Here is a 15,455-nt window from a genome sequence, read left to right as displayed (position 1 = left end):
ATCGCCAATTCACATCCTATTTCTTCCTGCCGACCTTGAGCTCATCCCTCAGGGTCTTTAGGCGTTGCTCCACTACGTTGGCGATCTGACTATCGCGTCCGTTGGTGGTTTTTTCCGTGACGTGCAGTACTACAATCTTGCCGGTGATGCCTGTGTAGTAGATGCAGCGCCAAGCTGGTCTTCCGTTGATTTTGAGCTCGTAAACGTTCTTCCCTAAGCCGCCCAACGGGCTTACTTGGCAAGCAGGTTCTAGGTGCTTCAAAACCATAGAGAGGCTTAGGAGGAACGCGTCCCTGATGCGTTCTGGTACTGTCGCCATCTCCTTGAATGCAGCTTTTTCAGGGTGATACTCTAAAACGCGGGTCTTACTTTCGTTGTCGTTGGTGTCGCTGGTTTTCTTGTTCATTGGTACCTCCAGGCAGTCGGTAAGGGAGTCGGAAATTATTCATTTCAAGGCCTCTATTGAGTTATGGCGTCCTCGATATGAGTGACGCCGGAGTGGCACCTTACGGTAACCTCTCTGCCAAAACATACTTTGGCAAATACAGTGTTACAAGAATTGATAACAAAGTCAATTACCTATACGCTTTTAATTGACTTATGCCTTGTCAGGGCAGTGAGATGGTATAGCTCTGACGCGAGAGAGGCGGTGGGGGGGCATAAGAGCGAACCACAAAGGAGGATGAAGCCATAAGGGTCCAAGCAGACCTGTTAGACCGTAAGCATTTGCAGTATCGAATCCAAAGCAACCTTCCTATCCTCGCCCTCCAGCCCCAACAATCGCCGACGAGGCAAATCACTCCCACCCACCCCCCGCCCCAACTGATGCGCCCGCGCAATCCTCCCCACCCGTCCCATAAACCCCACCGCCACCCCCGCAGCATCCACCTCCGTCCGCATCCACCGCGCCGTCCGCAATTTCACAAACATCTGCGACCTGATCCGTCCCCGCTTCCCCCTCAACCCCCCACGCGCCCGCTTGCGCGGCGCATACGCCGTCCCATCCGGCGCCTTCTGCGCCGCAATCCGCCGCTGCTGATTCCGCCGCAGATCCCGCGCCACCTGCCCCAACAACTTCCGCCGCTCCCCCGGCTCGAGCTTCGCCAACAACGCCCCGGCCCACTCCTCGAGCACCTCCAGCTCATCGCTCATATGCCACCCCACGTCGCCAGCAACTCACCTTTCAAATACAGCTCCAACGACCGCAACGTAAACGGATCCAGGTCCACCACCGGCTCGGCCGGGTGATCCACCGACAGCGACCCATCCTCCCGCGTCTGCACCACCACGCGCTCGGTCAGCGGCAGCTTGATCGACAGGTCGACCTTGCTGTTGTCCAGCACGTCCGCCTCGAAGCCGATCGCCTCCTTGCCGCGCACCAGGTTCTCCATCAGCTCGCGCTGGTTGACCTGGACCCAGGCGAACAGGGGAATGGCCACTGCATCTGGATGGCCCGCGTAGTCAGTGAGGATGATGTTCAGGGTGTAGCTGTATTCGAACGACAGCCCGTGGGCCACGGTGCTGCGCAGGGTGCCGTTGTCGATGAAGATCATCAGCCGGTCGGGGTTGTGTTTGAGTTCGGGGATCAAGCGCAAGAAATGTTCGCGCAGCGAGCCGGGTTTGTTCATGGGGTGGCGGCCTGTTGGTGGCGAAAGATCATGTCGACCTGGGCGGCGCAGTCGGCCCAGGCGGCTTCGAGGCTGTCCTGGTCGCGCAGCAGCTCGCCGTTATGGCGCGGGGCTGTTGCTGGCAGGGTGCAGGGGGTCACGGCCGGACAGCCAGTCACGATAAGCGTCGGCGCCGGTGAGGGCGGGGCGCTGGCGCAGCCGAGCAGCAGCGTCAGGCAAAGGCTGGTCAGCCCAATGGCGAAGTGCGGTGTTTTCACGGGTGAGGGTCTCAAGCTGTCGTTGGCGCGCAGCCAGGGCGGTGCGCAGGTCGTTTTGCATCAGGCGCAGGCCCACTTGGGACGCGCGTTCATTGCGCAGCACATCCCGCAATCCGATCACCTCGGCGGCAGCGCGCTCGGCTTCGGTACGGGCGGAGGCCGCTGCCTGCAGGGCGACTTCCAAGCGGCCCTCCGAAACCGCGATGCGCAGGCTCTGCGTCCACACCAGCAGGGCCAGCGCCGCGAGCAATCCCGCGCCGAACAGCACTTGGCGCAGCAGACTCATGCGGGCACCAGGCACCCAGCCGCGTGCCGTTCATAGGCGCGTTCAAGCTTGGTGTCATACAGATTTCGTTGATACGCCGGGCCGTTGTAGCCCTTGGCGAACACCGCCCATTTGCGCGCCTTGAGCGCCTTGTGCAGGGCAGGATCCGCTTCGATGAAGCGCACGAAGGCTTCGAACTGTTCGTTCTCGTTCAGGGCCATGCGCTGGGTGAAGTCCTGGACGCTGGTATAGCCCAGACGTTCGGCGTGGTAGCCCATGACATGGAAGGCGCCCCAACTGGTGGACGCCAGTGCGCAGTCATCATCGATCAGCCGCGCGTTGGCCAAGCGTTGGTGCTCGGCGCTGCCGCCGGCATAGCCACCCGGTCGCGGGTTGACCAGGTTGGGGTGGCTGACCAGGAGCGCGGCCACCTCATCGTCCGGGCGGCGAGCCATGCTCAGGCGCCGGTGCATGACGTGGCGCTCGAACAGGATCGATGGCTTGCCGTTGGCCAGAAAGTCCTCGCCCTGGCTTTCCACCTCGTTAACGGCCATGACGGTGGCCACGTCCAATCCCAGGCGTTCGGCGGCGGCAACCAGCGAGCGCTGCTGCAACAGGTGGGCACAGTGCCCGCCGCCGAGGGCGGCGAGGGTCTTGGGTCCGGCGATGCCATCGCTGACCAGGCCGACCTTGCCCTGGAACACACGCACGGCGTCCTCGGTGGCATCGCCGAACAGGCCGTCCGCATACAGATCGGCGCCGCGTTGGTTGAGGCGCTGCTGCAGCAACAGCACCGCCTGGCTGCGTTCGCCGTGGCGTAATAGGGTCATGGTTGTTCCGCCTTGCGTTTGAAGAATTGGCCGGCCAGCGCGCGGGTGCCTTCGACGCCCAGCAGGCCGATGACGCCGCCAAAGAAGGGGCCGGTGCTGCTGGGAATTCCCACCAGCGTCAGCCCATGGCTGGCCGCCAGCGCCAGGGCGCCGCACAACGGCGCTTCCAGGGCCACGCGACGCCAGTTGCCGCCGCCGTAGACGACTCGCAAAGCGGCAATGAACGCCGCCAGCGCACCGGCATACAGGCCGGGCCAGTTGTGTTCCAGCCAGGTCGCGAGCCAGGCCAGGTTGTCCGGTTTGTCAGGCATCTTGTTCATTCCGCTGTCCGGTGGTGGGGGTGGAGGCCGCTGGGGTCAGTCCCATAGGTTCACCATTGAACGGTGCTCGGCCTGGGGCGGGGCATCCGGAAGGGTGACCAGGGTGCCGTGGGGCAGCACCGGGCCCTGATCCGCCAGCCCTGGGTTGGCCTGCAGCACGGCTTCGGTCACGCCGGCCGTGCGGCCGTAGAAGCGCCAGCAAATCAGGTCGACCGTGTCGCCCTGCCGAGCGAGCTGGACGGCCATCAGATCAGCTCGATGGTCGAGTGCGCCGCGCCCAGCAGGTTGCGGATGGCAAACCGCGCATCGCGGCGGAACTCGTCCACGGACGGGGTCAGGTCATCGGCTTTTTTGTGACCTTCGCCGGTGCTGTCGAAGCTGCGATAGCGCTCGGCCAACTCGGCGCCGACCGTGCAATACACGGCACGCTTGTACTGCCAGACCCACTGGCTTTGCGCCTGGATCTGTGGCGCGGGCACGGCGGCCAGAGTGCGGTGGCCGTCAGCCAAATGAATGGCCTTCAACGTCTGCAACTCGGCATTGATCTCGATCAGCGCATTGACCGTGGCCACCTCCAGGCGCGCGTCGGTGACGCTGCCGTCCAGGCGGATCGAGGCGCGTAGTAGGGCGCCATCGATGTCCGGCCAGAAACCGTCGTTGGTAATCGGGAAGGGCTGGGTCGGCGTGCCGCCAGCAATGAATCCGCTCATGTCTGATACCTCAGTCGGCGGTGGCCGGAGCGTTGCAGTGCAGCGATCAGGTTACTGGCTGCTCGGCTCCGGGCCGCCGGGCTTGCGGGGTACGCTCGGTCAGCTCCCGGTTGAGGGAGCAATCTTTTTCAGCAGGCGCTCGGCGCCTTCCAGGTCCTTCTTGCCGCCGCAGCTGGTGTTCAGCGCGATGGCGCGTTTGAGCAGCTCGATGGCGGCGCTGACCTGGCCCGGTTGCCCAGGTTGTTCAGGCGTCAGGCCCACCAGCGTGGCGCGGCCGGTGGCCAAATAGAGCTTGGCGCGGGCCTCGTCGGGCATGTCGTGGTCGGTGGTCAGCTCAACCGTGCGGTGCAGGATGGCCAGGTCGAACGAACCACCGGCCTTCTGCGCCAGCAACGCCGCTTCGGCCACTTCTTCAGCGATCAGGCAGCCCGTGGTGCGCTCGAAACGGTCCGGCATCAGCAGGCCGTGTTCCAACACGTAGGCAGCCAGGTCAAGCGCGCCGGCGAACTCGCCGGCATCGACGCGCCAGAGCATGACCGTGGTCAGCACCTCGTCCTGGGCGCCACGGCCGGCCTCGATCACGCCCTGCACGTAGGGTTCATACGCCGGCAGCAACTGGCGCTTGAGCGCGCATTTGCCCTCGGTGGACTGGATCTGCTTGAGGCGCAGGCGGTCCTGCAGCAGCTGGGCCATCTGCAGTTCGTAGGCGTTGGCGCCTTCCATGCTCTGCTCGGGGCCCACGGCTTCGGCGGCGGCCAGTGCCGCAGTGGTGCGCTGGAAGTGGCGACGGCAGGGGTTGCTCATGTCATCGCCTCACTTGCCAACCAGGTCGATGTTCTCGGCCAGCGCGGCGCAGCCCAGGTCTTCGATCACATAGGCTTCGTTGACCGACTCGAAATTCTCCACGCGATCGCGCTTGGCGTTGTCGACCACCGTGCGGCGGCGGGTGCCTTCCTGCCAATACACCGACAGGTTGTCCAGGCGCGTGACCATCAGCCCGTTGGCCGGGAAGTAGGGCACCCGCACGGCGGGCAGGTTGCCGATGCGTTTCTGGCTGGTGACGATGTCGGCGGCCAGCATCTCGGTGGGGTCGAGCTTCTGGTTGATGATCGGGAAGTACTTGTCGGCCAGCAGCTGCCGCCCGCACACCACCACCAGTTCGGGGTCTTCCTGGTACCAGGGCTCGATGAACTCGGCGACCATGCTGAACACCAGGGCGTCAAGGTTGGCGAAATCCTTGCCGTCGCCGATGGCGATCTTGCCGCTGTCGGGCTCGACTTCCTTGAGCACTCGCGCCGCGTTTTCCAGGCGCATCTTCTGCAGCCAGCCGACGTTGACGTCCTGCAGCAGCGGGTTGGTCGCGGCATTGGAGCTGTCGGCACGGCTGGTACCGTTCCAGCCGATCATGATCCGGCTCAGCGCCATCAGCTTGATGATCGCGTCACGGATGCGCGCCTGAAAGTCCGGAAACTTGGCCCAGGCGTCGAGCTTGGCGTAGCGCAGGTGGGTGTCGAAGTTGGTCTGCGTACACAGGTAGCCACGGTCGTCGAGGGTGCTGGGGTCGCGGGTTTCGCGGTCCTTGGCGGTGGTGTCGGTGGTCCCGGCGATGGGGCCGGAAATGCCCAGACCGATCTTCTCGCCCATCTGCTCGTCGACGCCGTAGATGTTGATGCGGCGCAGGAATTCGCTGGACTCCTGAATACGGGTTTCCAGCTTCTGGGTCACGGACGGCGCCGTGGCGAACTTGGTGGTGACGTCGGGCACGCCGTGCAGCTGGGCGAGCTGCTGCAGGTAGGCGTTGTACAGGCGGCGGGTTTCGTTGCGCATGGGTTGCTCCGTGGCGATAGGGGTTTCAGCAGTCGGTGAGCTGCTCGCCGCGGCCACCCGTGGCCGGTGGGCGCTGGGTGTGGTGCGGGTTGGCGGTGGTGCTGAGGGTGTTTTTCAGCGCCTCGAAGTCGGCGCTGAATTGACGCTGCTGGTGGGCCAGCTCGGCGAGCTTGCCTTGCTCGGTCGCAAGGGTTTCGCCTTGCTCCTGGACGTGTTCGGCGAGTGCCGTCACGGCCTCGCCAAACTGCGCAAACTCGGCGTCGACCTGCACATCCTTGCCCTTGATCAGCTCCCTGACCTTGGCGAACAGCGCAGCGCCGGCAGAGGGCTTCTGCTCGTACTCCTCGAACTCCAGCGTGACCTCGATGGCAGCCGTGAACAGATTGTCCGGATGCTGCTTGCGCCCGCTGTACGGGTTGTTCTCCGGGTGCTGAGCGGCGAACGACAGCACCTCGGTGCCCAGGCTGGCCGGGCTGTCGGTGACGCCCAGGCCGATCAGGTAGGCGCGGCCGGTGTCGGCAAATTTCTCCGCAATCTCGACACTGGTGTAGATCTTCTGCTTGGCCTTGGTCATGGAGATCAGGTCGGGCGTCGGCTCGATCTGGGCGAACAGCGCCCAGCGCCGCTCGCCGTCGACCTCGACTTCCTCGGCCTTCACCGCGGTGACATCGCCGTAGGCACGGAACGGGCTGTCGGCCAGGGTGCCGCGAATATGCTCCATCCAGATGCGCGCGCCATACAGCGTGGGGCTGTAGCTGGCGGCCATTTCCTGGATCCAGGTGGGTTCGATCTTGCGGCCGTCGGAGGTCGCGCCGGCCGTGGCGACGCGAAACCACTTGGAGCGGAATTTCTTCATTCGGGATGTCCTCGGTGCAGGGCAGTGCGTTGAGGTGCATCGTCGGCAGTGCGCGGCCGAGCGGCAATGTGCGCCGGTTGTAGTCCGGTTTCCTACACCCGACCCCGCTACGCCCCACGCGCGCGCGGCGTCAGCATCGCCGCCATGACTGCCGCTTTGCCCGCACCCCTCCGCGATAACCGTCGCCAGGCGAAATTCCTTTACTGGACCGGCCTGCGCATCTGCGCGATCGCTGAAATGCTCGAGGAAAACGAGAAGACCGTGCACGCCTGGAAGACCCGCGACGAGTGGGACCGGGCCGACAACGTCGAACGCATCGGCGGCGCCCTGGAAGCGCGCCTGGTGCAGCTGATCCTGAAGGAGGGCAAGACCGGCGGCGACTTCAAGGAGATCGACCTGCTGCACCGCCAGCTCGAGCGCCAGGCGCGCATCGAGCGCTTCAAGGGCGGCGGTACCGAGACGGACCTGAACCCCAAACTGGCGGCGCGCAACGCCGGGCCGAAGAAGAAGGCGGCGCGCAACGAGTTCGACGAAGGGCAGATCGAGCTGCTCACCGAGGCTTTCCGCGATGGCTGTTTCGGTTACCAGCTGGACTGGTACCGGGCGGGCAACCAGCGCACCCGGGCGATCCTCAAAAGCCGCCAGATCGGCGCGACCTACTACTTCGCCCGCGAGGCGTTTCTCGACGCGCTGGTGACCGGGCGCAACCAGATTTTCCTGTCGGCCTCGAAGAACCAGGCGCATATCTTCAAGGCTTACATCCAGGCCTTTTCCCGCGAAGTGTGCGGCGTCGAGCTGACCGGCGACCCGATCATCCTGGCCAACGGCGCAGAGCTCCATTTTCTCGGCACCAACGCCCGAACCGCCCAGGGCTATCACGGCAATTTCTACTTCGACGAATTCTTCTGGACCTTCAAGTTCAACGAACTGAACAAGGTCGCCAGCGGCATGGCGATGCAGAAGCGCTACCGTCGCACTTACTTCTCCACACCCTCGAGTATGGCCCACGAGGCCTTCACGTTCTGGACCGGCGAGCGCTTCAACAAGGGCAAGCCAGCAGCGCAACGGCTCAAGCTGGACGTGTCCCACGAAGCCCTGCAGCAGGGGCGGCTGTGCGAGGACCGGATCTGGCGGCAGATCGTCACCATCCTGGATGCCTCCGAGCGTGGCTGCGAACTGTTCGACCTCGAAGAACTGCGCCTGGAATACAACGCCGAGGCCTTCGCCAACCTGCTGATGTGCCAATTCGTCGACGACGGCGCGAGCATCTTCCCGCTCAACGTCCTGCAGCCGTGCATGGTCGACAGCTGGATCGAATGGGCCGAGGACTACAAACCCTTCGCCGCCCGGCCGTTCGCCGATCGGCAGGTGTGGGTGGGTTACGACCCCGCCGAAACCGGCGACAGCTCCGGGCTGGTCGTCGTCGCGCCACCGCTGGTGCCTGGCGGCAAGTTCCGCGTGCTCGAGCGCCACCAGTTCCGCGGGATGGACTTCGCCGCCCAGGCCGAGGCGATCCGCCAGATCACCCAACGCTATTGGGTCACCTACATCGGCATCGACATCACCGGCATGGGCTCCGGCGTGGCGCAGCTGGTGCGCCAGTTCTTCCCCAACCTGACCACCTTCAGCTACTCGCCCGAAGTGAAAACCCGCCTGGTGCTCAAGGCCTACGACGTCATCCACAAAGGCCGGCTGGAATTCGACGCCGGCTGGATCGACATGGCCCAGTCACTCATGGCCATCCGCAAGACCGTCACCGCCAGCGGCCGCCAGTTCACCTACACCGCCGGCCGCACCGACGAAACCGGTCACGCCGACCTGGCTTGGGCCCTATTCCACGCACTGCACAACGAACCGCTGGAGGGGCAGACCGCCACCAACACCGGGTTCATGGAGATCTACTGATGAACGACAGCCCAGCCCACCTGCCAGCACCCGCCGCCCGCATAGAGGCGTTCACCTTCGGCGACCCCACGCCGGTGCTCGATGACCGCGGCATCCTCGACTACCTGGAGTGCTGGTCCAACGGCCGCTGGTACGAACCGCCCCTCTCGTTCGACGGCCTGGCCAAGTCCTCCCGGGCCAGCGTGTTCCTGCAGTCGGGCCTCAACTTCAAACGCAACATGCTCGCCCGCACCTTCATCCCCCACCGCCTGCTGTCCCGCCAGACGTTCGAGCAATTCGCCCTGGACTGGCTCTGGCTGGGCAACGCCTACCTGGAAAAACAGCGCAACATGCTCGGCCAATCACTGGGCCTGCAGCCGGTCCTGGCCAAGTACATCCGCCGCGGCACAGAGCCCGGCAGCTACTACCAAGTGCGCAACTGGAAAGATGAACATGAGTTTCTGTCTGGCTCCATCTGCCACCTGCGCGAGGCCGACATCAACCAGGAAATCTATGGCCTCCCCGAATGGCTCCCCGCGCTGCAGAGCGCACTGCTCAATGAATCCGCCACGCTGTTCCGCCGCAAGTACTACAACAACGGCAGCCATGCCGGTTTCATCATGTACATGACCGACACCGCCCAGAACGAAACCGACGTGGCCGCGCTGCGCGCCGCCCTCAAGTCCGCCAAAGGCCCGGGCAACTTCCGCAACCTGTTCATGTACGCCCCGGGCGGAAAAAAGGATGGCATCCAACTGATCCCCGTTTCCGAGGTGGCCGCAAAAGACGAATTCAGCTCAATCAAAAACATCAGCCGCGACGACATGCTCGCCGCCCTCCGGATCCCACCGCAGCTGATGGGCATCGTCCCGCAGAACGCTGGTGGGTTTGGGTCGATCAAGGAAGCGGCGGAGATCTGGGCGATGAATGAGCTGGAGCCGATCCAGGCGCGGTTAAGGCAGGTGAATGATTGGGTGGGGGAGGAGGTGGTGCGGTTTGAATTTGCAGGTGAAATTGGCCGGTAATACTGTTAAGTGACAGTGTTTGCGCCATCAAAAGCATTCTTCGTACATAAGAATTAGCTCTTGATGGCTCTTGCTAGCTAATATAAGGTTTAGCTCTGTCTCCGTCTATGAAGAGGCAGCTGGATACCCTGATAAATCGCACCACACATTTTTCCCAACTTTAAGAGCAAGCATTAAGCCAATAGTTACAATTGGAGATACAACGGCAAGTCCAATGTGAAACTTTGTCGCAACTATTAGCGTTATGGCGTGAATAGTTTTATTTAATACGCTTTCCCCACCTTTTCGTTCTTTCGTGTAAGAAGCCGATTCGGTGCAGAAAAAATCAAAAATTTCAGACTTAACTGCTTGCCAAACGCTTGTTGTTGAAGCTGTTCTGCGCGCTGTGACAACCATAAATGTATTGGTGGCGCTATCCCCGCTCAATTGTTGACCTAAAATTTCTAGGTATTGCTCGCTGCTGTCTAATGCGCTAGTAATCAAGGCGCGTTTACTTTGAGGAATGTGCTTCGCGATGACCTCCTCGAATTCGGCTTTATCAAAATCAAACATAGATGCCCTCATCTTTCATCAGATCTACGGCGTAGCTGATGCCAACCGCGTAGGAAATGTTGCTATCCTGCCCAAGCGGAACACCTCCGATAAACGCAACAGGTGTGGGTCCCGACGGACTATATCGGCCGGTAATTATGCCGATAATTTTGCCTGACGCAATGTCGATTAACGGTCCGCCGCTATTACCATCGTTGACGGATGAGTCCAATTGCAACGCTCTGGTCCCGTTTGAAGTCAGGATTTTAGAGCTAATTATAGAAGATGAGATTTTGACAGTCTCTAATCCCTGTGATCCATATGGGTAGCCCAAGTATCCTATGCTTGTTCCGACTTTAATAGCTGTTTCATCACCTAAAAAAGCTGAAGGGGAGGGCATGTTAAAATCAAGTTTTTCATTGGCTTTGAGTAAGGCTACATCGTTGATCGGGTCAAACCCTACAAGGGTAACCGCGAACCCTTCTAAACTTTCGGCTTTGGTTGTTTGGAATGTATTTATTTCACGACTTATCATGATTCCAAGATTGTCATGGGGCTTAATTGTATGGGCGGATGTTAGGAAGTAGCCAGCTGTGCCGCATGCAAATGCCGAAGCGATAAAGTTATAGCTTTTGTTGTGCTTGTCGAGTGTGACAAGCATAGACGTTATATTTCCGTATTGTTGGGCGACTCTTTGAAGCATAAAAAATCTCCTTTGAATGTTAACTTCGATGTTTTGCTTGCGCAATTTAATTTCTAAGGTGTGAATGTTTGCTTTTTTAGTTTATTGACACGTGCTGCAACGCCTTTCCATGTCTCAGGATAGTCTAAGAGGCTAAAATCCGCAAATTTAATTGTTATGAAGTCAGTATGTGTTCCGTGTGTTCGAGCGTCTGCACATTAATGTGCTATCTGAAGTGTTAGGCTTTTAAAAAAAGCTTAAGCACATATATTTAAGATGCGAGGCTAAGGTTGCATAGTTTCTGGATTAGATATTTATTAAAGGAATTTAAAAGTCACACTCTTAATGCCCCTAGCTTCTCATTCGTGTTGACTCGTTTATTATTTTTTTGGCAGAGTTGCCGGTTTCATATCGCTGGCCATTGCGGACAGATGTTCGCGTTCGCTCCAGGTCTGAGCGAGGACCTTTGCTTCGTGCGCCAACTTAGCCGCGTCGCCATATGTTGACCAACAGTCAAACCGATCATAAATTGCCCGTCTAGTATTTACGGCTCCTATTGTTGTTGTTGCGCGACTGCGTTCTCAAAGACCGTGTGGTCGTAAGTTTACTATGTCACCTCTATGGGTAATAAACACACAGTGCCTATTCCCTAAAAATACATCGAACGCAAGAGAACGGCTTCCTGTATGAAGGCCTCAGATGCTGAGTATGTCCTCAGTTGCCTCTCGTATAGATGCTGATGATCCAAGACGGTCGCTTGTTATATCGGTCGCTATAAGTATTGATCGGGTTGAAAGGTGCTCCGCCAAGATTGGCCGATCAACGTCAGCGCGCCGTCGTCCCCCCACCTCGCCTGCGGGCTAAATGGGTCGCTTTGGCTGCGGCCCTGCGGATCCTCTGCCGCCAGTGGCTGTGTGGGTTGGGGTCATAGTTTGAGCGGGTACTGGCCCCCTGCAGAAACCTGCGCCGAGTAGCGTTATCAACCGAGGCCTGTGGCACTCACTTGGATGGCGATGGGGGGTAGGGCTCGAAAATGAGTAATTTCAGTAATCAGCAGCTCTGGAAGACCTGGAAGCCATGCCTTCCGTGGATTCCGGGATTACAGAAAGGAGTAACAAACCTGTAACCTGAAACGTAATATTTTCATAAGTATATGATCTGTATAGATTTTTTATCTAGTGAAAAAACGCTTATGGGGAGTAATCAGATTACTTCAATATCACTCAAATGTTACTCTTTGCATTTTTCGAAAAAGCTATATATTTCAATGATTTAAAGGCTTTTTCATCGGGAGTGTTACCGAAGTTACTCTTTTTCTGCCCCCCCAAACCATGAAGCCATCTCTCGTCCGCGCAATGCAAAGCCGGGTCAACGGCATTGGTTTGGTTCGGTATCAGGCGAAAGAGGGGACCGCTGATGGATTGGAGCGACAGCCACTTGCGATGCGAGCGGAACGATGTGGTGGCCAGGCCAGCAGAGAAGCTTGCGTCGGGCGGTGATGGTACAAAAGTGGTACGGAGAGACAGGAGAAGGCTGTTAGGCCCCGTATTCAGGGGCCTGTAAAATTAGTACGTCCAATCCATCATGGGCGCCACGCTGAAGCGGCGGGAGGGCTCCAGGCCAGGCTTGGCGGGCGTTTCAGCTACATTCTGTACCATTTTACTCTGCGCGTTTTGTACCAGTTTTCGGGCGTTTTCGGACGTTTTCGTGGGGTGAGTAGTAAGTTTTACCACCGTACAATGACCTTAACCACTTTCGCCGGGGCCGTTATTCGAGGACGAAAACGGGCTGGCGAGGTGTTTGCTATGCAGGTCGGCTCCGTAGGAAACGTGACGGGAGACAAGTCTACCAAGACACTCGGTCGTTCGTGCGAAAACAGGTCGCTTATCAAGCGCTGCAGGATGACCTTGAGGATCTGCGTTCTGAACGCCTGGCCATCGAACGTCTGTCTGGCATAGACACTGACTTGACCTTGAGCCTGGAAGAAATCAACGCCCGGTTCAAAGAGGCATGTGTGCCGTACACCTGTGTTCTTCGTTTCCAGTGAGTGACAGATACAAAGCCCAATCTACCAGGCGAACTTGATACCAACCAAAGAGGCTGGTCGACGTGTCACTGATCAGCCCTTACCAGCGATAGTTGACCGAACCGATCAGCGCTCGCTCGTCGCCGTAGCGGCACGAGACGTTGCAGAACAGGTACTTCTCGTTGGCGACGTTTTGCGCCTTCATGGCCACGGTCCAGTTCTTGTCGACTTCATAGGTGACTTTCGCGTCGAACAGGGTGTAGGCGGAGACCTTCTCGTTGGCGTCCGAGCTGGACGTACGGCTGGTGCCCATGTAGCGGGCGCCGCCGCCGACCACGACCTGAGGCAGGCCCAAGGCAGTCAAGCGGTAGTCGGCCCACAGGTTGGCGATGTGATACGGCACGCCGTCGATGCGCGTACCTATGCGGGTGGACACCGCATCGTCGGTGATCTTCGCGTCGGTGTAGGTGTACGACGCAGTGGCGCTCAGGTTCGTGGTGATCTCCGCTTTCGCCTCAAGCTCCACACCGCGTGAGCGGGTTTCACCGAACTGCACGCTGTTGCCGGTGAGGTCGGTGCTCAGGGAGTTTTTCTGCTTGAGGTCGTAGACCGCGGCGCTCAGCAGCGCTGTGGTACCGGGCGGGGTGTAGCGCACACCGATCTCGTACTGCTCGCCCTCGGTCGGATCGAACGAGGTGTTGGCGTTGGCGTTGAAGACGTTGGCCGGCAGGAACGACTGGCTCCAGCTGACATAAGGCGCCAGCCCGTTGTCCGCCTGGTAGACCAGGCCGACACGGCCGGTGGCTTTCTTGTCATCGCGCGGCGTGCGAGCGCCAGTGGCGAAGCTGTAGGTTCGGCTTTCGGCCCAATCCTGACGACCGCCCAGCAGTAGAATCCACTTGTCGTCGAACTTGATCTGGTCTTGCAGGTAGACGCCGGTCTGAGCGCTGTGCAGGTCCGAGCCGGTGTTGGCAGTTGTGACGTTGGTCGCAGCGCCGTACACCGGATTGGCCGGACTGAACATGGAGTTGGCGCCAGCGAAGCGATGAGAGTCGTAGATCTTGTGGTAGTAGTCCACGCCCGCCAGCAGGACGTGCTGCCAGCGGCCGCTGTCGAGGGTCCATTGCACGTTGTTGTCGCTGGTCCAGCCTTCTGAGCGCTCGCGGCGGATGCTAGGTCGGCGCGCCAGCTGGCCTCGGTTGCGCAGGGCGGCGCTGCCGGTATCAGCTATCTGCATGTAGTCCCAGCTCAGGTCCGCCTCGAAGTGGCGTAGCGAATGGCGGATTTTCAAGTCGGGTGTGAAATCGTGTTCGAACAGGTAGCCCAGACTGGTCGAGTAGTTGTTGTAGTGATCGAAGCCGCGCTCGCCGGTGAACAGGTCGCGGTCGACCTTGGGGTAGCGAGTGCTGGACGAGGTAATCAGGTCGAAATCCAGCGGTGGTGCAAAGCCGGTACGGGTTTCCTGATAGTTGGCCAGGACCGTCAGCGAGGTGCTGTCGTTCGGGCGCCAGGTGAAGGCGGGTGCGATGTAGCGGCGGTCGTCGTCGGTATCGGTGGTCTGGGTGCCACTGTCGCGCCAAAGGCCGGTCAGGCGATAGGAGAACTGTCCGGCGTCGTCGATCGGGCCGCCTAGGTCGAAGCTGTACTGTTTGCGCGCATGGCTGCCGTATTCGACATTGACTTCATGCAGGGGCGTGTCGGTCGGGCGCTTGGTGATGGTGTTGAGCAGACCGCCCGGCGACAGTTGGCCGTACAACACAGAAGAAGCACCCTTGACCACTTCCACGCGCTCCAGGCCGTAGGGTTCGATGCCTCCGTCATACACGCTGCCTTGCAGTTTCATCCCGTCGCGCAGAATGCCGCCGGTGCCTGAACCGACGTTGAAGCCACGGATCACGAAGTCGTCGGCTACACGGCTGAACCCGCCTGGCTGCGCGATCACGCCTGGCGTGTAGCTCAAGGCCTCGGCCAAGGTGTCGGTCTTGCGGTTGTCCATCTCGTCGCGGGTGATGACCGAAATCGACTGAGGAATATCCTTGATCGCCGAGTCGGCCTTGCTTGCGCTGGTGCTGCGAGTCGCCACAGGTCCACGGATCCGGCCAGTCGGGTTTTCCAGGGCCTGGGCATCGATGGTGGTTTCCTGCAGCTCCAGGGTGGCGTTGGATATGGCAGCGCTGGCGCTGTCGGCGGCGTAGGCCGTGCTCAGTGGCAGGCCACTGAGTAGCATCGCCAGTGTCAGCGGGTGATAGGCAAAGATTTTTTTTGCCGGCATGGGGACTCCTGTGCGTTAAACGTTGTTTGCCTGAAGGACGAAATCAGGCCGCGCCTCCGTCTCGACGATCAGCACAAGCAGAACTGTAACAAATAGGAATGGTTATTATTCATATTTTGTTGGGAATATCTGTTGGAAAGCTACACCCCTTAGATGCTCGACCCGAGAGCAGGGCGCCTCGCATTGCCCCTCTTGAACTGTCACTACAAGCGCTAGTGGCGATCATGACCGTCAAGTCCGCCACGCAAGAGCGGCCTGACGATCACCGTCTAAGCTTATGTTTATTCAGTATTAATTGGATTGAAAACGGTCGATTACACTCAGCGACCGCAAGCCAGACGC

At 59.9% G+C, this 15,455-nt stretch carries 17 protein-coding genes and 1 pseudogene; 3 read left to right on the top strand and 15 right to left on the bottom strand.

The features are described from left to right. Window positions 1-16: 16 nt before the first annotated feature. The 12 genes and pseudogenes from IFT57_RS13755 to IFT57_RS13705 all read right to left on the bottom strand — a co-directional run bounded on the left by IFT57_RS13755 (window position 17) and on the right by IFT57_RS13705 (window position 6,693). Window positions 17-406, bottom strand: a complete 390-nt coding sequence (locus IFT57_RS13755; protein WP_192151751.1) for a type II toxin-antitoxin system RelE/ParE family toxin — start codon at window positions 404-406, stop codon at window positions 17-19. A gap of 305 nt (window positions 407-711) precedes the next feature. Continuing rightward, complete coding sequence (locus tag IFT57_RS13750) at window positions 712-1,152, bottom strand: phage virion morphogenesis protein (protein WP_192151750.1); 441 nt, start codon at window positions 1,150-1,152, stop codon at window positions 712-714. Beyond that, window positions 1,149-1,628: a phage tail protein gene (locus IFT57_RS13745; protein WP_192151749.1), complete on the bottom strand. Its 480-nt coding sequence runs from the start codon at window positions 1,626-1,628 to the stop codon at window positions 1,149-1,151. The genes IFT57_RS13750 and IFT57_RS13745 overlap by 4 nt, the downstream gene beginning before the upstream one ends. Further along, window positions 1,625-1,885, bottom strand: a complete 261-nt coding sequence (gene lysC, locus IFT57_RS26895) for an Rz1-like lysis system protein LysC (protein WP_342030352.1) — start codon at window positions 1,883-1,885, stop codon at window positions 1,625-1,627. The genes IFT57_RS13745 and lysC overlap by 4 nt, the downstream gene beginning before the upstream one ends. Beyond that, window positions 1,809-2,171, bottom strand: a pseudogene (locus IFT57_RS27000) (Rz-like lysis system protein LysB); the annotation flags it as partial. The gene lysC and the pseudogene IFT57_RS27000, both read right to left, overlap by 77 nt. Then, window positions 2,168-2,980, bottom strand: coding sequence for an N-acetylmuramidase domain-containing protein (locus tag IFT57_RS13735; protein WP_192151747.1), 813 nt, complete (start codon window positions 2,978-2,980; stop codon window positions 2,168-2,170). The gene IFT57_RS13735 and the pseudogene IFT57_RS27000, both read right to left, overlap by 4 nt. Beyond that, a complete protein-coding gene (locus IFT57_RS13730) occupies window positions 2,977-3,300 on the bottom strand; it encodes a phage holin, lambda family (protein ID WP_192055446.1) in 324 nt (107 codons plus the stop codon). Before IFT57_RS13730 ends, IFT57_RS13735 begins: the two co-directional genes overlap by 4 nt. A 36-nt stretch (window positions 3,301-3,336) precedes the next feature. After that, a complete protein-coding gene (locus IFT57_RS13725) occupies window positions 3,337-3,546 on the bottom strand; it encodes a tail protein X (protein WP_192151746.1) in 210 nt (69 codons plus the stop codon). Further along, a complete protein-coding gene (locus IFT57_RS13720; protein ID WP_192055442.1) occupies window positions 3,546-4,010 on the bottom strand; it encodes a head completion/stabilization protein in 465 nt (154 codons plus the stop codon). Before IFT57_RS13720 ends, IFT57_RS13725 begins: the two co-directional genes overlap by 1 nt. Before the next feature lie 99 nt (window positions 4,011-4,109). Continuing rightward, entirely contained in the window at window positions 4,110-4,814 is a 705-nt protein-coding gene (locus tag IFT57_RS13715) for a phage terminase small subunit (RefSeq protein WP_192151745.1), read from the bottom strand. A 9-nt stretch (window positions 4,815-4,823) separates the two neighbouring features. Beyond that, complete coding sequence (locus IFT57_RS13710) at window positions 4,824-5,837, bottom strand: phage major capsid protein, P2 family (protein ID WP_192151744.1); 1,014 nt, start codon at window positions 5,835-5,837, stop codon at window positions 4,824-4,826. 25 nt (window positions 5,838-5,862) lie between these two features. Then, complete coding sequence (locus tag IFT57_RS13705) at window positions 5,863-6,693, bottom strand: GPO family capsid scaffolding protein (RefSeq protein WP_192151743.1); 831 nt, start codon at window positions 6,691-6,693, stop codon at window positions 5,863-5,865. A gap of 144 nt (window positions 6,694-6,837) precedes the next feature. Between IFT57_RS13705 and IFT57_RS13700 the strand changes: the two genes are divergently transcribed. Together IFT57_RS13700 and IFT57_RS13695 are read left to right on the top strand one after the other, a co-directional pair. Beyond that, entirely contained in the window at window positions 6,838-8,598 is a 1,761-nt protein-coding gene (locus tag IFT57_RS13700; protein WP_192151742.1) for a terminase ATPase subunit family protein, read from the top strand. Beyond that, window positions 8,598-9,602, top strand: a complete 1,005-nt coding sequence (locus tag IFT57_RS13695) for a phage portal protein (RefSeq protein WP_192151741.1) — start codon at window positions 8,598-8,600, stop codon at window positions 9,600-9,602. Before IFT57_RS13700 ends, IFT57_RS13695 begins: the two co-directional genes overlap by 1 nt. Before the next feature lie 105 nt (window positions 9,603-9,707). Here the strand turns inward: IFT57_RS13695 and IFT57_RS13690 are convergent, their stop codons facing one another. Both IFT57_RS13690 and IFT57_RS13685 read right to left on the bottom strand, forming a co-directional pair. Further along, the gene (locus IFT57_RS13690) at window positions 9,708-10,154 is read right to left on the bottom strand and encodes a hypothetical protein (RefSeq protein ID WP_192151740.1); all 447 of its coding nucleotides are present in this window, start codon (window positions 10,152-10,154) and stop codon (window positions 9,708-9,710) included. After that, window positions 10,147-10,836 carry a S1 family peptidase gene (locus IFT57_RS13685; RefSeq protein WP_192151739.1) on the bottom strand — a complete coding sequence of 230 codons (690 nt, stop codon included), beginning with the start codon at window positions 10,834-10,836 and terminating at the stop codon, window positions 10,147-10,149. The genes IFT57_RS13690 and IFT57_RS13685 overlap by 8 nt, the downstream gene beginning before the upstream one ends. Window positions 10,837-12,682: 1,846 nt before the next feature. On the opposite strand from IFT57_RS13685, the gene IFT57_RS13680 reads away from it, so the two are divergent. After that, a complete protein-coding gene (locus IFT57_RS13680; protein ID WP_192151738.1) occupies window positions 12,683-12,862 on the top strand; it encodes a hypothetical protein in 180 nt (59 codons plus the stop codon). A gap of 79 nt (window positions 12,863-12,941) precedes the next feature. On the opposite strand, the gene IFT57_RS13675 is transcribed toward IFT57_RS13680, so the two are convergent. Then, window positions 12,942-15,113, bottom strand: a complete 2,172-nt coding sequence (locus tag IFT57_RS13675; protein WP_192151737.1) for a TonB-dependent siderophore receptor — start codon at window positions 15,111-15,113, stop codon at window positions 12,942-12,944. Window positions 15,114-15,455 lie beyond the last annotated feature (342 nt).

The sequence above is a fragment of the Pseudomonas sp. CFBP 13719 genome, from assembly GCF_014842095.1.
GTDB lineage: Bacteria > Pseudomonadota > Gammaproteobacteria > Pseudomonadales > Pseudomonadaceae > Aquipseudomonas.
This window is presented reverse-complemented; position numbering and strand designations above follow the sequence as displayed.